Origin of the sequence: Streptomyces sp. RKND-216, assembly GCF_004795255.1 — a bacterium.
Taxonomy (GTDB): Bacteria; Actinomycetota; Actinomycetes; order Streptomycetales; family Streptomycetaceae; genus Streptomyces; species Streptomyces hazeniae.
In genome coordinates this window covers 1,197,473-1,217,403 of record NZ_SSBQ01000002.1, presented here as the reverse complement: position 1 = coordinate 1,217,403, position 19,931 = coordinate 1,197,473, and the positions used below count along the sequence as shown (strand labels likewise).

The window sequence follows — 19,931 nt, the reverse complement described above, 5'->3', positions numbered from 1 at the left end:
CTGCGCAGTGACCCAGCCTAGACTTCCCGACTCCGGACACGGCACCGTGGCCCCGTCGGTGCTCGGTGCCGGGGCCACTCCCACTTCACGCGCTTCGCCCCGATCGGCGCGACCCGGTCCGTCGTGGCACGTCTCGGTCCGACCCGCCGGCCGGAGGTCGTCGTCCAGTCTCGGAGCCCGCGCTCCGCCGGTCAACTTCCCTGCGGACCACGGCCGTCCAGAACGGCAAACCTCTCCTACTCCGGCATTCCACTGAAGGCGGGCACCGCGGGTGGACGGGTGGAAGACGTCCTCCGGGCCGTCCCCGGCTTCCAGGAACCGCGTCAGTCCAGACGCCGCGCGTGACCGAGCAGCCCGACCTCCGCGTCCGTCGGCTGCGTCACCGAGTAGTACCGGTCCTTGCGCGTGCACCACAGGGTCACGCCGTCGCCGAGCGTCGGCAGGGAATCCGTTTCCTCCTGCGGCAGCCGCATCTTCCGGGCCAGATGCCGCGCCTCGTCCGGCGACACCCGTTGGATGCCCACCAGCGACGACGTCTGGAGCAAGCGCGGCGCAGCAGGGCTGAGATACGGCAGCAGCGTCACCACTGCCTGCCACGGCGCCGAGTTCACCCGCCCCCGCGGCGGCTTCATGCCGCAGTCCCGGATGACCACGACCGGGCTGCTCACCGACGGACCGAGCGACGGCACGTGCCCCACGTCGTGCAGGGTGATGCACTGCTGCTCCGCGCCCGCCGCCTGCGCCAGCGGCGTCCACACGTGCGCCCGCCCCGTCTCCACCGCGACCCGCGCACCCGTGCCCGCCGCCCGCAGTGCCAGCACCTGGGCCGTCCACAGGCCGCCGATGAGCAGCAGGTCGTACGCCGTGCGGCGGCTCAGTCCCAGCACGGCCGTCTGGTTCTGCGCGTCCGTACCGATGACCACACCGTCGTCGCCCAACGGCACGCCGATCGCGGCGAGTTCCTCCGCCGCCACCCGGTGCCGCAGCGAACGCGGGCCGCGCAGCCCGAAACCGGGACGTCGCGGCCGCGGCGTTTCCTGCTCGTCCTGCCGGCCGACGATTGGGATCATCCCCGTGTCGGAGGGCGTCGCCACGTGCCGTGGCTGCGCCGGCGCCGCGCCGCCCTGCTGCGGGCGGCCCAGGCCCGCGCCGGGCATGCCGGTCTGCTGGGGCATCACCGGGCTGGTCATTCGCTGGTACCTCCGAGCGGCAGGGTGGCGAGCACACCGGGGACGTGCTCCCGGTCGAGCGGCACGAGTCCGGTCTTCGCACGACCGGCACGGCGCTGCAGTTCACGGCGCGCGTCGGACAGGTCGTTCTCGCTGCGGGTCACGATGCGGACATGGCCCGCGACCGACGCGTACCGCCCGTCGCCGCGGCCGAGCGTCAGGCTGAACACCGAAGTGAACACCGGCAGCGAGGTGAGGATCGACGCCAGGTGCGCGGAACTCACCGCACTCGGGCCGACTTGCGGCCACCGGCTGATCCAGTACGTCGCGTGCCAGCGGTCGTCGCACCGCCAGCCGCGCACCGTCTCCTCCGTGCGGCGCTGCGTACCCCGCCGGTCGGCCGCACCCGACGTCGCGTTGCTCACCCGGGGGTTGAGGCAGCTGGAGGTGGCGAGCGCCTGCACGATCTCCGCCTCGTTGAGCACCGTGGCACTGAAACCGGCGCCCTCGAGGCGGCTCGCGAGCTGGTCCGCCGCACGCACCAGCGAGCGCTGCGCGCCCCCGAGTCCGCCGCCGCGCGCCTGGACCGCCTCCGGAGTCAGCTCGGGCGTGAGTTTCAGCGCGACCCACGTCATCCGCAGCGACGGGATGCCCGACGCCTCCTTCAGCGATCCGTACGACCGCGCCACCACCGAATGCTCGGGCAGGTGCGGCGCCGGAGCCGGCTGCGTGTGCTGCACGACCTGGACGGACTCCAGCCGGATGTCGTCGGTGAGCAGCGCGTCGTGCAGCAGGTTCAGCGGAAGCGGACGCTCCACGCGACCGGGACGGCCCGGTCGCAGCGGCGCGTCCTTGCCTTCCACGGCGATCAGGGCGGTCAGGAACGTGCCGTCCCCGACCATGCCGATCGCACGGTCCTCGCGCGTCACGTACGTCGACGTCTGCACGGCCGGATCGCACTCCACCACCGGGGCCATGCCCGGGTCGGTGCCCGGCGGGGGCGGAAGCTTCGCCTCCCGCTTGCGGCGCCGCAGCGCGCGCCCCACCTCGTACCACTCCGACAGTGCCTGCTGACGGCGGTTCACCAGCGCCACCAGCGTCAAGAGTCCGGCGACCACCGCGGCCGGGACCATCATCCACGACCCCACGATCCAGGCGACCAGCACGAGTGCGGCCGCGATCTGGATGAGCACGAGTTGCTGAAGCCGCACCGGGCCGAGACTTCCCGGCCTCCGGTGCAGGCGCAGCGTCGCCGTCGTCGGGCCCTGCTGTTCCGGCGTCGTCGCCGACTGCTCGTCTGTCCGCTGGCGCGGGGCGCGCCGGCCCCGGGACCGGCTGCGGGTGGCGCTCGTCATCCCCCGTGTTTCCCCTTCGAGGTTCTCGTGACACTGCTGCGCGCAGCAGTTCGGGTGGCCGGCGCCCGGCCGCGGACCGCGCGGTCCGCGCCTCGGCGGCGCCGGCATCGTGGTGCGAGTGGCCGTCGGAGGGCGGGTGGAACGGCCACCACCACCGCACGACCCCGCGGGCCTACCGTGCGTGCGGAGCCGTCGCCCGGCTCCCCCGCAGCCCCCCGACCTGCACCGCGCGGGCGCCGGCCGGGCAGCCAGGATACTCACCGGGTACGCGTGCGGCAGCAGGGTCCACGAGGGCGTTCGTGAGGGCCTTGTGCGGATGCCGCGACCTCCCGCCTCACCCGGCCGTTTGCGTCCTCGCCGCCGGGCGGCATAGTAGTGCAGCCGAGGACGGTCGACGGGAGCGGCCCGAAGTCGCCGCCCCGGAACGGCTCAGCCTCCGGGGGACGCCCGCGAGGGCACCACCAGGCAGCACACCAGGGACGACCTGGTATCACCAGGGGACACGAAAGAGACGGGGACCGATGGAGCGGCGGGACGAGCTCAGCGCCCACACCTTCGCACGGAAGCGCACCCTTGCGGCCTTTCTGCAGCCGGAATCCAGAGTCTCCGACGAGGAGGCTCCGCGCCCGGTGCGGGCCATGATGCCCGGCACCGTGATGAGCCTCGTGCTGGTCGTGGGCTGCATCGCGTGGGGCGCCATCGCCCCCAGCGCGCCTCCCGGTTGGGACAAGACGGGCGAGTACGTCATCGTCGACACCGACTCCACCACGCGCTACGTCGTCCTCTCCGCCGAGGGCAAGGACGGCAAGAAGACCAAGCAGCTGCACCCGGTGCTCAACTTCGCCTCCGCCAAGCTCGTGCTCGACAAGGGCAAGGGCGAGGTCATCGAGGTCGCGGGCAAGGACATCGACGCCAGCGGCATCTCCCGCGGCGCCACCATCGGCATCCCCTACGCCCCCGACCGGCTGCCCAGCCCGGAGGACGCCGAGGCGGCCAAGGAGTGGGCCGTCTGCCAGAAGCCGAGCCAGGGCGGCGAGCCGCAGCAGGCCGTCTTCGTACTCGGCGGCCAGGACAAGGACGCTCTCCGGGGCAGGAGCCGCCTCGGGGACGGCGAGGCCCTGTACGTGCAGGACTCCGAGACCGGAGCCCAGTACATCGTCGACGGCGAAGGCACCAAGCTGCTGCTGGACAACGCCTCGCACCCGGAGGGGCTGCTCACCTCGCTCGTCCTGCGCGATCCGGGCGAGCCGCAGCAGGTCTCCTCCGAGTGGCTCGAGACTCTCCATCCGGGCAAGCCCATCTCGGTTCCGAGTCCCGAAGGAGTAGGGGCACCCGCGCAGTTCGACGGCGTGGAGCAGCTCCCGGAGGAGGCCAGGACGGTCGGCACCGTCCTCGAGGCCAATCCGGGCGGGGCGCCGTACTACTACGTCGTGGGTGCGGACGGCCTGCAGCGCGTCAGCGAGCTGTACGCAGCCCTGATGCGCGGTGGCCAGGGGCAGGGGGATCCGGTTCCCGTCTCCCAGCGTGATGCCACCGCGGCGGGCGCCGATCTCGACGTCTACCGGGGCGGCAAGGGCTGGCCGAAGGAGGTCCTTCAGCACGTGAACCGTGCTGCACAGGGCATCGGCGGCAGCTCCCGCATGGTGTCCTGCAGCGTCTACACCGGCACGATGACCGGCGAGGGGCCGGAGCTGGCCGCCTGGGCCGGCAGCGCGTACCCGGCCAAGGTCGTCGCCGGGACCGCAAGCGCCTATGTGAGCTCCGGTTCCGGTCTGCTCTACCAGGAGGTGAGCGGCAGCACCGGCGGTGGTGGCGGGAAGTTCCTGCTGACCGATTCCGGACTGCGCCACGGCGTGGACACCAAGGCGAGCGCCCGACTCGGCTACGAGAAGACCAAGGCCGCACTCGTTCCGCAGGACTGGTCCCAGCTGCTGCCCAAGGGGCCGAAGCTGGACACCGACAGCGCCTCCCAGGAGCAGGGCTTCTGACGAGGCGCCGGCCGTGACACGCATCACCCGGAGGACTTCCGGGTAGGCCGTAACTCCTGCCCTGAGAGCGGGAGTTAAGGCATTTCGGGGCCTACCAGCCCGGAACCTCCCGCTCCGGGCGGCGACCTGTGAACTCCCGGTGGAAAAGCGATCACGGACAGGTCGCGGCACTGTGTTAACCGCGTGACGGTAACGGGCGTGCGAACAACCGTGTCGGTGGGGCACGATATTCTTCTCAGGGTCTCAACCGGTGGTCGCCGTGCGCGTAGCCGAGTAAGGACCAGCGGCCCGGTCGGGCCACTGAGACGTTCACGCGAGGATGAGCATGGGGGAAGGTGCGCCATGGCAGGACAGTTTCGGGTAACCGAGGACGAGCTCAAGGCTCTGTCGTCGAAGATCAGCCAGGTCAACAGCTCGATTCAAGGTGAGGTCAAGCGCCTCGACGGGGTCATCAGCGGGATCGCTTCCGGCTGGCAGGGCCAGGCGGCTTCCTCGTACCACCGCCTTCAGCAGCAGTGGAACGAGGACGCGCGCAAGATGAACAACATCCTCAACGACATCAAGGATGCCGTCGACGCGACCCGCCAGAACTACTCGGCGACGGAAGAGCAGCAGAACTCCGAGGTCAGCAAGATCATGTCGGACTTCGGCTGACCGGGACGCCCCCCGATCGGCTGACGTTCCGCGCGAGTTCGCAGCTTCCCAAACCGCCAGTCGCTGAAAGAGGAGACGCATAGTGTCCGGAATTCTCGTCAACTTCCAGACCGTGTCGCAGGCGTCCTCGGACGTCCGCACCACGGCGAACAACATCAAGAGCCAGCTCGACGACCTCGAGGCGGCCGTCAAGCGCGTGGCCAACACCTGGGAGGGCTCCGCGCAGGAGGGCTACCAGAACAAGCAGCGCCAGTGGGACCAGACAGCGGACCACCTGCACCAGGTCCTCATGAAGATCTCCACCGCGCTGCAGAACTCGGCGGACAACTACCAGTCCACCGAGAAGGCCAACGCGAACGTCTGGGGCTGACCGGCAGGACGGCAACGCCCGGGCCTCGGAGTGGGCCGGCCTGACACCGGCCGGCCCGCTTCCGTCCGCCCGCACGGGCGCGGCCCTCGATGCCCCTGGGGGAGAGACACGATGTCGATGGGTATCACGCGAGTCACAGGAGAGGACCCGCACGTGGGGGTCTCGGAACGACGGCCCCGGACCGCCCGCTGCGCGCAGCGGGCCTTCGGCGTGCTCGCGACACTCGGTCTCCTCGCCCTGGGCTCCGCGGCCCCGGCAGCGGCCACCCCGACGGACGCCCCCGCCGCCGGCTCGGACACGGGCCTTGCCAGCACCTCCGAGTGCAAGTTCGGCGGCAAGAACATCAAGAGCACTCCCTGGTCGCTCCAGCGCGTCCTCCTGGACGAACTCCGGGACCAGGCCACCGGCAAGGGCGTGAAGGTCGCCGTCATCGACACAGGCGTCGATAGCGACAACCCCCAGATCGGGCCGGCCCTCCTCCCCGGTGACGACTTCGTCGGCGGCACCAAGGGGACCGAGGACGAGAACGGCCACGGCACCCGCGTCGCCGGCATCATCGCCGCCCAGCCCGTCGGCGGCACCGGCTTCTCCGGCCTCGCCCACGACGCGAAGATCCTCCCCCTCCGCTACACCGGCGGTGAGGAGGAGGGCAACTCCGAGACGATGTCGAAGGCCATCAGGGCCGCCGTCGCCGCGGACGTCGACGTCATCAACATCTCCTCCGACACCGCCGACAAGAAGCCCAACCCCGGCCTCGAAGCCGCCGTCGCACAAGCCGTCGCCAATGACATCCTGGTCGTCGTCGCCGCCGGCAACGACGGAGCCGACGGCAAGCACGAGAAGACCTACCCGGCCGCCTACGACGACGTCCTCGCCGTCGCCGCGTCCGACCGCAACAACGAACGCGCCCAGTTCTCCCAGTCCGGCGACTTCGTCGACATCGCCGCCCCCGGCGTCGGCATGGTCTCCACCGTGCCCAACGGCGGGCAGTGCCCCGCCGACGGCACCTCCTTCGCCGCCCCGTACGTGGCAGGCGTCGCCGCCCTGATGGTCGAGAAGTACCCCGACTGGACCTCTTCTGAGATCGCCGCCCGCCTCATGCAGACGGCCGACCGCCCCGGCACCGGCCCCGACGCGGAACTCGGCTGGGGCGTCGTCGACCCCGTCGCAGCCCTCACCGGCGACGACAGCCCGCAGCAGGAGCCCGTCGAGGACAAGCCCCGGGAGCGCGGCCGCGTCGCCCCGATGACCCTCACCATCGGCGAGAGCGAGGAAGAGCGCACCAAGCGCTACGCGGTCTACGTCATCGGCACCGCGACGGTCCTCACCCTCCTCGTCAGCGGCGCCGCCATCGCCACCCGCGACCGCCGCCGCAAACGCACCGCCGGTGCCACGGCCGACACCACAACTTCCACGCGGAACTAAGCAGCAGGGGGAGAGGAGACGGGGATATGGGTAACGGCTACAAGGTCGACCTCAGCGCCCTCGACGAGGTCATCAAGAAGCTCAACCAGGTCGTCGACGGCATGGGCAGTCCGAAGACCTGTGCCAGGTACGAGACGAACATCCCGACCGGATGGTTCGGCAACGCGGACTTCGAGGAAGCCGAGGGCCTCCGAACTACGCACGACGGGGTCAAGGCCGACATCGAGGGATACATCGACAAGGTCCAGGACCTGATTGTCAAGTTCAGCTCCGATACCGCACAGGTGCGCAGGAACTACGACGATCAAGAGCACCGGACCTCGGACGGGGTCAAGCAGGACACGGACTTCAGCTAGGCCGGCTGTGCGACGAGAACGGTGGGGAGTGAACTGACATGGGTACTTCGTACTCCAATCCGTCGGGCATGACGGCGGAGGAGAGGGAGCAGGCCAGACAAGAAGCCAGGGACGACAGTCGTAGCGAGGCCGTTCAGCAGCACCAGGGCGATGCAGCTCATTACCAGCGCACCAATGAGCAGTACGCCGACGAGAAGCACACGCCCTTCATGGAATGGAGCCTGGACGGGCTCAAGGGCATGCTCGCCAACGCCAACGCGGGCGGCATCGAGGCTGTGGGCGAGAACTGGAAGAAGGCCCACGACCAACTGCTCGGTAGCGACGGAAGTGGCTCGGGAGACTGCGCCTACGGACTGCTGAAGAAGGCAGTCGACAACGTCCTTGAGCATTGGGAGGGTGAGAGCGCGAACCAGTTCAGGACCAAGGCGCATGAGATCCTCCGAAACATCCGCAACACCGGAACGCACTGCGCCACCGTTTCGTCGGCAACGAAGGGGGCTGCCGAGGACCTCCGCAATCAGAAGCAGCGCCTTGATGCTCTTGAAGAACCCAGCTGGTTCGAACGCGCTGGCGACTTCCTCGGCGACATGGGTCGAGACGACAGCTACACGCAGGAAGACATCCAGAACAAGAACCTTCCCAAGGACGTTCTCGCGCAGATCGACGAGAATTATCTAAGTGAGGGTATGGAAGTCAAGCTGCAGGCAGCTGCCATCATGGAGACCCTGGGGCGTAATTACCACGCGTACAAACAGCGCATTGAGACAAGCCGTAACCGAGATGGTGGCAACGACGACATTCCTCCGTCTTCGCCGTCCGTCCCGATGCCCGCGCCCATTCCCGCCTTTTCCGGCTCTTCTCCGACGCCCGGAGGTAGCGGTCGGCGTAACTGGTCGGCTACAACTCCCGTTGGGGCCAAGACCCCTTCGACAACCGGGCCCCGCGACGTCGGGATTTCCGGTGGCAAGCAAGTGCCAGTGAGTCAGACCAAGCTCGACAGCCTGCCTACTGGTATTTCCGGTCCTGCCGCCGATACCGGCCCTACGGGCGGCGGAGCAGCGCGGAGTGGTCCCGCTACGACCACGGGGCCTACTTCTCACGGCATCCCCGGCGGGGGCATTGTCGGCGGTGCGAGGTCCGGCGGAACGAGCGGACGCGGCGCGGGAATCCGCGGCGGCATCAGTGGTACACCCGGAGGCGGTGCTGGGAGCCGCGGTACTGCTGCAGGTGCCGGTTTCCGTGGTGGCGGTGCCATGGGCGGTGGCGCCGGAGGCGGTCGAGGTGGAGCCGCTACCGGGCGTGGCCCGCTGGCCCGTGCCAAGGGAGGCGTCCTGGGAGCTCCGAAAGGTATCGCGGGCGGCCGGCCCGCAACACCAGGTGGCACCGGTCTGGGTAAGGGCCGTGGTGGCGCGTCAGGCAACGGTAAGGGCGCCCGCGGTGGCATGCTCGGCGGCAGGATGGGCTCGAACCAGCGCCCCGGCGAGGACGAGCGCGAGCAGGGACATCGTCCCGACTACCTCATCGAGGACGAAGAGACCTGGACGCCGGAGGACAGCCGTAGCGTTCCCCGAACGATCGAGTAGTAGCACCAGCAGCCAGCTGCTGGTGCCGAAGATCGCAGATGGCCCCCGTGAAAGACTCACTTCACGGGGGCCGTTGCACGAGAGCAGGAAGAGGAGCAGAAGTTGAAACTCCGACGAGCGCTACATCTGGTGGGCGCCGGAGCGTTGACGGGAGCGCTGCTCCTCGGATCCGCTCCGACCGCTGCCGCTGACGACATTCGGGACCGCCAGTGGGCTCTAGGCGCCTTCGCTGCTGAAGAGATCTGGGAGCACTCCACGGGTAAAGGGGTAACTGTCGCGGTAGTGGACACCGGTGTCGACGTTTCCCATCCTGACTTGCGCGCAAATGTACTCGAGGGGCGGGATTTCTCTCCGGGTGGAGAAGAGGATGCCCGGAAGGACACCAGCGGTCACGGAACTTCCATGGCCTCCCTGATTGCGGGCCAGGGGCACGGCTCCGACGGGAGTGCTGGCGTGAAGGGGCTAGCGCCGGGCGCTCAGATTCTCCCTGTAAAGTTCCAAGATCATGAGAGCCAGACGGGGGTCTCGTTCCATGATGGAATTAGGTACGCCGTGGATCAGGGCGCTGACGTAATCAGCATTTCTCAAGGAACGTCAGAAGACTCTCGTGACTTGCGGGCTATTGAGTACGCGATCGAGAATGATGTGATTGTGGTAGCTTCCACCGGGAATGACGGCAAGAAGCGCAAGGAGTTCCCTGCCGCATATCCCGGAGTGGTATCGGTCGGAGGGGTCGATACGAGCGGGGGCGTCTGGGAGCGGTCGTCTTGGGGCTCGAATACCACGCTCATCGCACCCGCTGAAGGGAACGTTGTAGCTGACCCCAAGTCAGCATCCGGGTACGCGATGCAAGACGGGACTTCCAATGCTACTGCGTTCGTAGCGGCTGCCGCTGCCTTGGTAATTGCCGAGCATCCCGACATCACGGCGGGGCAGGTGATCAATCGCTTGATCAAGACGGCCAAGGTCCCGCACGGCGAGAACGCGAACGCTCAGCTCCCCGATGAGAAGTTTGGCTATGGCATCGTTCGCCCATTGCGTGCTGTGACGCACGACATCCCGGCTGGTCCGAAGGAAGGGCCGCTGGCGAAGTCCTCAGAGGGAGAGACGTCGACCTCTACTGGGTCGGACGACTCGCAGGCTGCGCCTGGCGACGACTCGACGGCCTCTGAGGAGTCGAGTGGGCTTGGCGGAGTTCTGATCGGAGTCATCGCCGTCGCTGCCCTGGTAGTCCTCGGTCTCGTCGTCTACCTCGCGATGAGGGGCAAGCGGAAAAACGCGCAGCCGTTTGCGGGCGCGCCTGGTCCTGGTCCGGCGAACGGTTGGTCGGGGGTGCCGCCTCAGCAGTTCGGTCAGCAGCGTCCGCCGCAGGCAGGCCAGTATTACGGCCCCCCGGCGTCGCCGCCTCTGCCGCCGAACCAGCCGCCCTCGCCTCGGTGAGTGCCGAAGGGGGTGTTGGTGGACCGGCCGGTCCACCAACACCCCCTTCGCCTTGTCTAGATCGACTTGCGGCAGACGTAGTACTGGAACACGTAGTCGTCCTGGCGGCCCGTCGTTTGCAGAACGCTCAGCCCGGCAGCCTGTAGGTCTGGAACGTCGAGGAGCACCGGGCTGTGTCCCAGGAGCACCATCAGGCCTCCCGGCTGCAGTGTGGAGACGAGCCGCGGAAGGATTCCCCTGGCGCTTTGTGTGGTGACGACCTCTGAGTTCAGGAACCGGGAGAAGAGGATGTCCACCGTCCCGGCCTCCGGCGCCGGGCGTCTGGCGTCGCCGTGGTGAACTTCTTCGATGCGGGTCTTGGCGAGTTCTGTCATGGGGCGACTGAGGTCCTGGCCGACCGTGCGGATCCGCGCCGGGGCGATGTCGGCGAACTCCGCTAGGAAGTGCCCTGTCGAACAGGCAGGATCGTAGACCGTGACGTCTTCTGCGAGGTTCGCGAGGGTGGGCGCGAACAACGTCCTCGTATAGCGTCGAAGGTGTTCCTCGGCGACGTTCAGGGACTGGGCGCGCTCCTCGGTGACCGGCCAGCCGTCCGGTTCGCTCGCCTCCTCCTGGCCCCGTTCGCTGTGGTTCACGAACGGGTGCGTGATCGCCGTGGTGGAAGCGATGGCATCGAACACCGCGTGCCGTTCGTCGATCCCGAACGGACGGAAGGCCACCCGCACTTCGGTGTCGGAGATGCGGATCCCGTCCAGGTGACCGACCACGTTGTGCCAGTAGATGCGGCTGCAGAGAATCCCCGAGACGTCGTGGTAGACGAAGTAGTCCGAGAGCGTCTTGTAGCCGACGTACCATCGGTGGTCGACCTGGAACATGAGGATCCGGGCAGGCTCGCCGGCAGTGAGGTCTTCTTGAAGTGCGTAACCGCCGGGTCGCTGCCATCGGGAGAAGTCACCCTGCTTCAGCGCCGCTCGAATCTTCGGCTCATCGAGTACCGATCCCTGCACGCGCTCAGGACCGTCAACTCCCGAACTCTCTGCTCGCAATGTCATCCTTGGTTCGTCGTCGCTGCCGCCGCCCTGCTGAGCTGACATCGTATGGTCCCCGACTCCGTAGTGTGCAGGTCCTGCGACTGTCCGGTGGCTGGTACGCGGACATGGGGAGGGTGAAGCAAGTTGAAGAGCCGTGCAGGGTTAGCGTGTGTACGCATCTAGTGCAGGGAGGGCCCGATGACGTCGACAACGGCAATGCTTTTGGCGAGTGGTGATGAGATGTCATTCATCCAGATCATCATCTACGGCCTCATCTTGGGATTGGTGATTACGACCTTCCGATGGTTGCGCAGGCGGCGGAACGCTCCGCGCTTCCAGGCGCTCGCTGAGCGGTACGGGGGTACCTACGCACCCAAGGCGCAAGCGCGTGCGGAGAGGTTCGCCGGGGTGGAGTGGGCCACGGAACCGCGATCCCCCGACGTGCACGACTATCTGTGCGGCAACTACCAGGGACATCCCTTCTACTGCTTCGGATGGGAGTATTCTACCCGCGGTGCGATGGGGGACGGGGAAAGTGGCGGCGTGCGGGTCGTCAGGTCCGTCTACACCGTGCAACTGCCGTGCTACGTCGGATACTTCTCCGTCCGGAAGCACTCGTCGGCGCGGCGGATGTTCGGGCAGAACGACGTGCAGGTCGGGCACCCCGAATTCGACGAACAGTTCACCGTGAACGGGCACGAGCCTGTTGCTGCCCAGCAGGTGCTTCGTGGATCGCTCTTGGAGTTTCTGCTCAACGACTCCCGGAGCAAGGACTATCCATTGTGGTTCCTGGGGGACAGGCTCCTCTGCTCCTTCACGGACCGGCTCAGCCCGCCCGACGTAGAGCCGGCGTTGGAGTTCATGGCCCAGGTGGTCGGCGCTCTGGATCGAACCGAGACTCCCGCGGAGGGCCGGAGCGTACTGGAGGAGGATGTCGTCCCGCTCAGCGGGTAACGCAAGCGAAGGCCGGGGCACAAGCCGATGCCCCGGCCTTCCCCTATTGTCTGCCGCTACGTCTGACTGCCGTCCACTTCGTCCTGAGAAGCAGGGCGAACAGTGCGCAGGAATTCCTGGAAACCCTCGAGGACCTCGTGCAACTGTTCCGTCTTGGCGGTCAGAGCGATTTCGATCTCGGCGCGCTCATTCGGCCGCTGCTCGTTTTCCAGGATCAGGAAGAACTGGCTCTGCGCCAGTTTCATGGGCTGCCCGTTCACCGTGGCGTCGATGTGCAAGTTCTGCACAATGCCCGGTGTGTCGACCAGCCCGGGCGCCTCCGACGTGCCCACCTCGGATCGTTTTACCACATGCACGGTTCCAACGGCTTCCTGGAGCCGCCGAATGGACTCCTCGGCGATCCTGGTCAGGCCTGCGGCATCGGTGCGGGTGCGCCCGGTGACGGTGATGTTCGGGACGAAGCCCTCTCCCTTCGACGCCAGATGCAGTGCGACGAGGGCTGCCTGTGGGGCCCCGGCCTCGTCCGGTGGAGCCGCCTGCCAGCCCTGCGGCAACTCGCAGGTGAGGGGTACAGGCAGTGTGCCCGGCATGATGGATCATCTCCTTGTCGTGCGGATTCCCGCAGCCCGGCCCCCACAGTACGGACGGCTGACTGCGTCTGTGCTCCTGCGCCCCGGGTCGGGCCTCTTCCGGTATCGGTCAGAACAGGTCACCGATGGCATCGGCCGCATCGCCACCCCAGTCTCCGACGGTGTCCGCGGCATCGCTGACGGCATCGGTGACCTTTCCGGGATCGATCTCCACTGACACGCCCGCCTTGGCGCCTACGCCGAGGGCGGCGCCGAGGTCCCCGCCGATGACCAATTTGCCGTTCTGCATACCGGCATCGAGGTTCGCCTCGAATCCGATGCCGGCCCAAGCCTCGGCATTGCCGCCGACGCCGACTCCGGCGACGGAGGCGTGTCCTTCGACTCCGGCCTTGGCCCCGGCGAAGGCCTCGCCGCCGACGTGGACACCATCCGGGCCGACGGACCCGCGGACGTTGGCGTCGGCCCCGACCATGCCTTCGGCCTTGCCTGAGGCTTCGAAGAGACCCGCCTGGTACTTGCCCTCTGCAGAAGCTTGTGCCAGATAGGCCTTTGCGGAAGCCTGGCCCGCGAGGTTGGCGCCGTTCGTGCCCCAACCTGCCTTGGCCTCTGCGCCGAGGGTGCTCATACCCGCCTTGGCGGAGTACTCCCCGCCAAGTCCCTTCCCCCGTGTCTTGGCCTCGGCACCCCAGACTTCCGCCTTCACCTGGCCGGAGTGTCCCGCGATCGTGACGGTGCCGTCCGGCCGCGAGGCGCCGGCCCCACGGTTGCCCCAATACCGGTCCTTGAGGGTCGGTGGCAGGCGTTCACGCTCCGCAAGGGTCATTTTGGTCGAGCCCTCGCTGGTCTGAGTCGCCTGTGCCGCCCAGAAGAGCCAGTCGGGGGCGTCGGATGCGGACCCGCCTTGCTCCTTGAGCTTTTTGGCGGTCTCCTGGCCGCTGGTCTCCACGCGGGCACGTGCGGAGGCGAGGGTCATCTCCGCGTCGAGTACGGCACCGCGGGCGTAGTCCGCGATGGCCGTCTTCGCGTCGCTCTGCGCCCCCGCGAGAGTGTCCGCGTGGGAGCGAAGGGCGGTAGCCGACGCGGAAAGGGCGTCGGAAGCCTTGAACCATCGCTTCTTCTGCACGGAGAACGTGTCCCAGAAGGCGTCGCTCGCCTTGCCGGTCCATCCTGGTACGCGCACCGCGCCGAGGTCGTCGCCGACTTCCTCGAGCTTCCCGGACCACTTGGTGAGTTTGTCGGCGTCCTTGTGCAGGGCGTCCGGATCGCCCGGAATCAGTTCTTTGGGATTCTGAGTGTCACCCAGACTCGCCACGTTTCCCCCTCTGCTACATCGGTCCGAGTGCGGGTGACGTGAAGGAGTTGTCTGCCGCAGTCTCCGCCGATTCGTAGTTCGAAGCCGTGCTCTCCAGCTTTTCCGCGGAAGCTTCAGCGTCCTTCTTGAGCGTGTTCGTGAGCGCCTCGTCCCATGTGGCCATCAGTTCCGAGTACGCCTTCTGCGCTTCCTCGTGGCCGAACTCGGGAGCGGCGGCGCCGAGTTCTTTGACCTTGACGTCATCTGCTTTCGAGACGGCGTCCGTGATCTTCTTGGCCCCCGATCGCAGCGTCTCCGGATCGACTTCGTAGCCCATGCGAGGCCCCCCGATCTCCTTCCTCGCCCCGAATGCCCGGACGAGAGCCCTTGGTTGACAACCGGAGAAGGATCCCGCACAAGATCACCGGATCTCCTCTCAACCCCGCGATCTCGCTGGATCGTTACGAAGTCTTCACGGTGCGTTGCAGGTGGGGTGCGCGATGCACCCGACGGCTGCGCATCAGCCGGAGGCTGCTTTCGCTGCGGTGCTGTGGGGGCAACGCCCCTCGTGTGGCCCGGTGTTGACCGTGCCCGGGACTACGAGTCTCCAGGCGAACGAAGTGGACCGCTTCCCAGTCCGGTTCGTCGGGGTGATGCGCGAGGCCGAGCCAGCCTTTCTCGTGGGCCGGATGGGGCAGTTGCGCGTCGTGCAACGGTGGTGGCGTACGGGACTGGTCGGCTGTTCGTGAGCAGGCGCTTGCGTCACGTCGCTGTGCGGGGGGTTGCGGTCGGGGTCGGCCGCTGCTGGTCTCCTGTTTGTACCGAGGAAACGAGAGTCATGGAGAGATCCTCTCCACCTCGCCCGTCGTGGCCCGTGAGGCCACAGGCGCGTATCGGATTCTCTCGGACGGCGGGAAGCCGCGGGGAGTGGTGGGCATCGCGGGCGGCAGGATGCTGGGACAGGACGCGGCTTTCCTCGGAGGCAGCCCCAGCCCTGCCGTGGCCGCTCACGAAGGCACCCTCGTGGTGGAACAGCGGCACAGGGACGACGAGGCCGTCGACGGGGTCGGCGACACGCTCGGCGTATGGAACGCGGCCTACCTTCACGAAGGGGGGCTCTTCCTCGCCTCGGTGTCCAACAAGGGGTCCATCGGCGCGCTCGAGGACATCGGGGGGCTGGGCGAGAATCACGACTCGTCGCTGGCGGCCTTCCGGCTGTAACAGGGCACAGCCCCCGGTGGTGGGGCAGCCCCCGGTGGGGCCGCAGCGGATCTGCGGCCCCACCCTGCTTTCCTGGCCTCATGCGTGTCCCCGGGGGATGCCTGGTACTTCTCCGCAGGCCTGTCCACGCAGGACACCTCCGCTCGTATAATCAGCCACCATTGCGAGGCGTGAGCGGTTCCATCTGGGGCGTTCGACCGGTTTCGTCCCTTCCTGCCTTGCCCATCGGCTGCCTTGGCTGCGCAGGAGAGGTGTATTCATGGGGGACGGTTTCAAAACCGACACCGACCAGTTGGACCAGTTCGTGCGGACGTTGAAGGACAGCGTCGAGAACCTGGACGAGGCGCGGACGGCGCTGTCGCACGTGCGGTCCGCGGAGATCGGGACGTCGCGGCTGGACGAGGCGTGCAACAAGTTCCAGGAGCAGTGGAAGTACGGGGCCGGTCAGATGAGCGAGATGATCGGCAACATCAGTGAGGGCGTGAAAGCGAACAAGCTGAGCTACGAGGAAATGGAGAAGAACCTCCAGGAGGCCCTCAAGAAGATGGCAGCGCAGGGCACTTCGGGCGGGGGCAAGTGATGGCGAACCCGTATCCGAACCTCGGCTGGAACCCTGTTCCGGGTGTGCCGTCGGAAGTGCATTCGCTCAAGACCAAGGTCGACCGGGCTGCGAAGGCCCTGCGGTCGTCGCATCAGCAGATCGAGCGTCTCCTCGGCGAGAGCAGCCACTGGGAGGGCGACGCGGCGTCCGCGTTCCGCGACGCGCTGGACGGTGAGCTGCCCGAGTACATGAAGAAGGCCGCCGAGTCGGTCGAGAAGGCTTCGGTCCAGCTCGCGCGGTGGGACGGCGACCTCACCGCCAACCGCGACCTGGCCAAGAAGTACGACGACGAGGCGAAGGACAAGAAGAGCGCGGCGAGTACCGCGCAGGGCGACTACGACGACGTCAAGAAGGACCCGGACCTGGACCTGGGCGGCAAGACCTTCCCCAGCCAGGCGGAGGCGGACGCCGCCACGTCGCGTCTGCGGGCCGCGGAGGGCCGTCTCCGGGAGGCCGCAGGGAAGGTCGAGGCCGCCAACAAGGCGTTCGACGACGTCATCAAGAAGGCCAAGGACCTCGAGGACGAGCACAAGCGGGAAGCCGACAAGATCGCGGAAGCGCTCGACGTCGCCGACGACGGGCTGGCCCCCGAGGAGCCGGGCTGGTTCGAGCGGACGCTGAACGCGATCGGTGACGGGCTCAAGGCCGTCGGCCAGTTCCTGCTGGACCACGCGGGCACCATCGGCGCGATCGCCGGACTGCTCGCCCTCTTCCCCACTCCGCTGGCGCCGCTCTTCGCCGGTATCGCCGTCGTCGCCAGCGCCGCCTCGATGGCGAAGAACCTCGCGAGCGAGGACTTCCGGGATTCGCTCATGGGCAAACACGGCGGCATGGCCGCCTTCAGCGCCTGGGCGTCCATGGCCGGGGACAGCATGGGCATGATCCCCGGTGTCGGTGCGCTGTCCCGGGCCGGCGGAGAGGTCGGCATGCTCGCCGGCGCCGCCAGGGAGGGCGGCGAGGCGATGTCCATGGGCGCGAGAGCGACCGCGTTCGGCCGGGAGAGCGTGGAGGCGTTCAACTTCAAGGCGCTCGACGTGGCCACCGACCCCAACACGGGTCTCCTTCAGTACGGCATCAACGGCGCTAACGTCCTGGCCAACTCCGCATCCTCGCTGGAGACGGCCGGCGTGCTGCCGGACTCCGGCGCCGGCCACAACGCGGCCGAGTACACCAAGGCCGGAGCCGCAGCGTACGGCGTGCCGGGCGGCATCTCCGACCTGCAGTACGGGCTCGGTGAACTCGTGACGGGCATCCGGTTGTGAGCGCGCCGAAGGGCGCCGGGGGCATACAGCTGCCGCCGGCGTTCTGGTACGAGATCCCGCACGGCTATCTGCGGCTGGACGTCTACCCGACGGCGGAACGCCTGGACGACCTCGCACGGCAGATCCTCGCGCTGCCCGAGGAGGTGCGGGAGCGGGCGGACGAGGTGTTCCGGCTCTACTGCATCGTGATGTGGGAGATGCAGAAGCGGCTCGTGCAGGGCTGCGCCATGGGCATGCACCCCGATGACCGGGGCGGCGTCACCACCTCGGTGCTGACGCTGTTCAGCGTCGAAACCCGGAACGTCGACCCGAAGGCCGCGCTCGTGACGCTGATGGCCTCCGGAGCCGGGGAGTCGGCGGAGACCGGCATCGTCCCCGTCGAGCTGCCGTGCGGGCTGGGGTTCCAAACGGAGACGGTGCGCCGCACGATGGCGCCCGGACGTCCCGAGGGCGGTGGAGACGAGCCCGAACAGCAGCCGGTGTGGCAGGGCACCATCGCCATTCCGGATGTGCGGTCCTCGGCGATCATCGCGGTGCAGCTCGTGACCTCCTCCGTGGATCTCGCGGACGACTACCGCAACGTGCTGCGGGGCGTGGCGAGTACCGTGAGCTTCACCAATCCCGCGCTCGCCGACGGCGCGAGCGGAGCGGTGGAGCCTGAGCCGGGCTCGGCGGCCGAGGCAGTGAGGAACGATTTCGGATGACACCGGAGGACCGAGCGGACGGGGGCGCGTCCCGGACGGACGCGCGCCCGGCGCGGAGTGCCGACCGGCCCTCCGGGGGGCGACGCGTGGCCTTCTGGGGAGGGCTGTTCGTCCTCTGCTACGCGCTGACGCTGTTCGTGCTGACCGACGGCTGGTTCCTCCTGGCCATGCCGGGGATCATCGGCATGGCCGTCCTGGGCTCCTTCGCCTCGACGGCGCTGCTGGACGCCCGCCCTCCCGTCACCGGCCCCTGGCCGACGGACACGGGAGAGCCGCTCGCGCCCGTGGCGGAGCTCCGGTCCGCACTGCTCAAGCGCTACCCCGTGCTGCTGGCCGTGGTGGCCGCCCTCGTCGCAGCGGTGGTGCTCGTGCAGAGCGACTACCTCATTCCGCTGGCGCCGTTCGCCATGATGACCCTGGTGTTCGGGTCATACACCTGCCTGGGCCGTCTGGTGGCCCTGCGCCGGTGCGGGCGGGTGCTGGAGGCGTACCCGTTGGTGCTCCAGGAGCGCGTGCAGGTGCTCAACCGGGCGAGCGGGGGCCGGGGGCACATCCTCAGGCTGGGGCGGGGCGACGAGAAGTCGCCGAAGCTGCTCGGCAGGCAGGTCGGCAGGTCGCAGCCGAACTGGACGGGGAACCTCTCGCAGGGTGCCTGGTTCGCAGGCGACCAGCTCTTCGGAGGGGTTCTGCTGGTGCCGGGCAGCGGTGGCGTGGTCTGGGCGGCCCCGAACGACGGTCCGGCGCTGCTAACGGAGCGTCAGGCCGCCGCGCCGGAGCGCAGGGACAGGGCGAAGCGCGCCGGCATCGGCGGCGGGGGGCAGTAGTTCCGGCCCGTCGGGTCGGTCTCCCGCCGGAGACGAGGGCCGGTCGGACGGCGACCGGAGAACGGCCGGACAACGGTCAGAGAAGGGGCAGTCATCACGATGAACAGGTCACAAGAGCCGCCGCAGTCCACGGCGTTCGCGCACCCGGAGACGCGCGCCGCGTGGGAGGGGACGCGCAACCGGATCAGAATGCGGTTCCTGCTGTGGAGCCTGCTCTTCGTCGGCCTCTTCGCCCTCAGCGTGGTCCTGAACGCGACGGCGGAGACCGACTACGCCAAGCGCGGCAGCAACCAGCTCGGGCCCGCGATCGGGGGACTCGCCCTCCTCGGGTACGTCTTCGTGCTCTACTCCTGCCTCGGCGCGTTGTCCCGGGTGAAGAAGGCGCGGAAGGTGCTGGAGGTCTGCCCCTGGCGGCAGGTGCCGGTGCGCAAGGCCCCGGGCGGCAAGGACGGCACGGGCGTCACCGTGCAGATCGGCCTGTCCGAAAGGACGCCCCCTGCCTCCGGAGACGAGTCGGCGTGGTCGCCGACGATGGCCGCGCGGGACCCGCGGCGCTACAACCGCTGGGACCCGCAGCTGGAGCAGGGCGCCTGGTTCGCCGGGGAGCCCGGTGTGTACGGCGTCCTCGCCCTCCCCGGCGGGGCGGGCCTGATGAACGCGCAGCGCTCGCAGGCGAACCTGAGCGGCGAACGCACGACCCCCGGCCGAGACCTGGAGAACGTGCTCCGGGGCGCCGCGGGCAGCTGAGCGACGCGAAACGCTGCGCACCATGTGATTCGGGCCCCGGTTCAGGACGTCTGGACGCCACCGTTCTCCGGGGTGGGGTCCAGGTCGAACTCGCCGTCGCGGGCGCCGAGGACGAACGCGCGCCACTCGGCCTCGGTGTAGCGGAGCACCGTTTCCGGGTGCTTGGAGTTGCGCATGGCCACGGCACCGCCGGGGAGGTGGGCGATCTCGACCTTCTCGTCCTCGGGGCCGCCGGGTGCGGACTCCCAGACGGCGTCGGAGATGTCCATCGCGTACAGCTCGTCCTTCTCCTGCTGCGTGCCCATCGGCGCTCGCCTCCTTCGTCGTGACGTGTCGGGGACGGTACGAGGCCGTTGCCCTGCGTCA

At 68.4% G+C, this 19,931-nt stretch carries 21 protein-coding genes; 14 read left to right on the top strand and 7 right to left on the bottom strand.

The window, feature by feature from the left end; translation table 11 throughout:
- Window positions 1-323 precede the first annotated feature (323 nt).
- Together E4198_RS05215 and eccE are read right to left on the bottom strand one after the other, a co-directional pair.
- Window positions 324-1,070: a hypothetical protein gene (locus E4198_RS05215; RefSeq protein WP_247597859.1), complete on the bottom strand. Its 747-nt coding sequence runs from the start codon at window positions 1,068-1,070 to the stop codon at window positions 324-326.
- A 116-nt stretch (window positions 1,071-1,186) separates the two neighbouring features.
- Entirely contained in the window at window positions 1,187-2,524 is a 1,338-nt protein-coding gene (gene eccE / locus E4198_RS05210; RefSeq protein WP_136182133.1) for a type VII secretion protein EccE, read from the bottom strand.
- Window positions 2,525-3,045: 521 nt separating this feature from the next.
- Between eccE and eccB the strand changes: the two genes are divergently transcribed.
- The 7 genes from eccB (at window position 3,046) to E4198_RS05175 (ending at window position 10,340) form a co-directional block, all read left to right on the top strand.
- Window positions 3,046-4,512, top strand: coding sequence for a type VII secretion protein EccB (eccB, locus tag E4198_RS05205; protein WP_136182132.1), 1,467 nt, complete (start codon window positions 3,046-3,048; stop codon window positions 4,510-4,512).
- A 342-nt stretch (window positions 4,513-4,854) separates the two neighbouring features.
- On the top strand, window positions 4,855-5,166 hold the full coding sequence (locus tag E4198_RS05200; protein WP_136182131.1) for a WXG100 family type VII secretion target: 312 nt from the start codon (window positions 4,855-4,857) through the stop codon (window positions 5,164-5,166).
- A gap of 82 nt (window positions 5,167-5,248) precedes the next feature.
- Window positions 5,249-5,536: a WXG100 family type VII secretion target gene (locus E4198_RS05195; RefSeq protein ID WP_136182130.1), complete on the top strand. Its 288-nt coding sequence runs from the start codon at window positions 5,249-5,251 to the stop codon at window positions 5,534-5,536.
- 153 nt (window positions 5,537-5,689) lie between these two features.
- A complete protein-coding gene (mycP, locus tag E4198_RS05190; protein ID WP_247597564.1) occupies window positions 5,690-6,961 on the top strand; it encodes a type VII secretion-associated serine protease mycosin in 1,272 nt (423 codons plus the stop codon).
- A gap of 26 nt (window positions 6,962-6,987) precedes the next feature.
- Complete coding sequence (locus E4198_RS05185) at window positions 6,988-7,317, top strand: hypothetical protein (RefSeq protein WP_136182128.1); 330 nt, start codon at window positions 6,988-6,990, stop codon at window positions 7,315-7,317.
- 38 nt (window positions 7,318-7,355) lie between these two features.
- Complete coding sequence (locus E4198_RS25670; RefSeq protein ID WP_136182127.1) at window positions 7,356-8,900, top strand: hypothetical protein; 1,545 nt, start codon at window positions 7,356-7,358, stop codon at window positions 8,898-8,900.
- A 102-nt stretch (window positions 8,901-9,002) separates the two neighbouring features.
- Complete coding sequence (locus E4198_RS05175; RefSeq protein WP_136182126.1) at window positions 9,003-10,340, top strand: S8 family serine peptidase; 1,338 nt, start codon at window positions 9,003-9,005, stop codon at window positions 10,338-10,340.
- A gap of 56 nt (window positions 10,341-10,396) precedes the next feature.
- Here the strand turns inward: E4198_RS05175 and E4198_RS05170 are convergent, their stop codons facing one another.
- Window positions 10,397-11,434: a class I SAM-dependent methyltransferase gene (locus E4198_RS05170; RefSeq protein ID WP_136182125.1), complete on the bottom strand. Its 1,038-nt coding sequence runs from the start codon at window positions 11,432-11,434 to the stop codon at window positions 10,397-10,399.
- A gap of 135 nt (window positions 11,435-11,569) precedes the next feature.
- Here E4198_RS05170 and E4198_RS05165 point away from each other — a divergent pair, with 135 nt between their 5' ends.
- Window positions 11,570-12,325, top strand: coding sequence for a hypothetical protein (locus E4198_RS05165; protein WP_136182124.1), 756 nt, complete (start codon window positions 11,570-11,572; stop codon window positions 12,323-12,325).
- A gap of 56 nt (window positions 12,326-12,381) precedes the next feature.
- Here the strand turns inward: E4198_RS05165 and E4198_RS05160 are convergent, their stop codons facing one another.
- From E4198_RS05160 to E4198_RS05150, 3 genes are all read right to left on the bottom strand, one after another.
- Entirely contained in the window at window positions 12,382-12,915 is a 534-nt protein-coding gene (locus E4198_RS05160) for a hypothetical protein (RefSeq protein WP_136182123.1), read from the bottom strand.
- A gap of 109 nt (window positions 12,916-13,024) precedes the next feature.
- Window positions 13,025-14,227: a putative T7SS-secreted protein gene (locus E4198_RS05155; RefSeq protein WP_136182122.1), complete on the bottom strand. Its 1,203-nt coding sequence runs from the start codon at window positions 14,225-14,227 to the stop codon at window positions 13,025-13,027.
- 13 nt (window positions 14,228-14,240) lie between these two features.
- The gene (locus E4198_RS05150) at window positions 14,241-14,543 is read right to left on the bottom strand and encodes a hypothetical protein (RefSeq protein WP_136182121.1); all 303 of its coding nucleotides are present in this window, start codon (window positions 14,541-14,543) and stop codon (window positions 14,241-14,243) included.
- A 662-nt stretch (window positions 14,544-15,205) separates the two neighbouring features.
- Here E4198_RS05150 and E4198_RS05145 point away from each other — a divergent pair.
- From E4198_RS05145 to E4198_RS05120, 6 genes are all read left to right on the top strand, one after another.
- Entirely contained in the window at window positions 15,206-15,427 is a 222-nt protein-coding gene (locus tag E4198_RS05145) for a hypothetical protein (protein ID WP_136182120.1), read from the top strand.
- A gap of 259 nt (window positions 15,428-15,686) precedes the next feature.
- Entirely contained in the window at window positions 15,687-16,007 is a 321-nt protein-coding gene (locus tag E4198_RS05140; protein WP_136182119.1) for a hypothetical protein, read from the top strand.
- Window positions 16,007-17,290 carry a putative T7SS-secreted protein gene (locus E4198_RS05135; protein WP_348771285.1) on the top strand — a complete coding sequence of 428 codons (1,284 nt, stop codon included), beginning with the start codon at window positions 16,007-16,009 and terminating at the stop codon, window positions 17,288-17,290. The genes E4198_RS05140 and E4198_RS05135 overlap by 1 nt, the downstream gene beginning before the upstream one ends.
- Window positions 17,287-17,994: a hypothetical protein gene (locus E4198_RS05130; protein ID WP_051308346.1), complete on the top strand. Its 708-nt coding sequence runs from the start codon at window positions 17,287-17,289 to the stop codon at window positions 17,992-17,994. Before E4198_RS05135 ends, E4198_RS05130 begins: the two co-directional genes overlap by 4 nt.
- Before the next feature lie 86 nt (window positions 17,995-18,080).
- On the top strand, window positions 18,081-18,818 hold the full coding sequence (locus E4198_RS05125; RefSeq protein ID WP_136182117.1) for a hypothetical protein: 738 nt from the start codon (window positions 18,081-18,083) through the stop codon (window positions 18,816-18,818).
- Between the two features lie 99 nt (window positions 18,819-18,917).
- A complete protein-coding gene (locus E4198_RS05120) occupies window positions 18,918-19,565 on the top strand; it encodes a hypothetical protein (protein ID WP_136182116.1) in 648 nt (215 codons plus the stop codon).
- A 41-nt stretch (window positions 19,566-19,606) separates the two neighbouring features.
- Here E4198_RS05120 and E4198_RS05115 read toward each other — a convergent pair whose 3' ends face one another.
- Complete coding sequence (locus E4198_RS05115) at window positions 19,607-19,870, bottom strand: DUF397 domain-containing protein (RefSeq protein ID WP_027763950.1); 264 nt, start codon at window positions 19,868-19,870, stop codon at window positions 19,607-19,609.
- Window positions 19,871-19,931 lie beyond the last annotated feature (61 nt).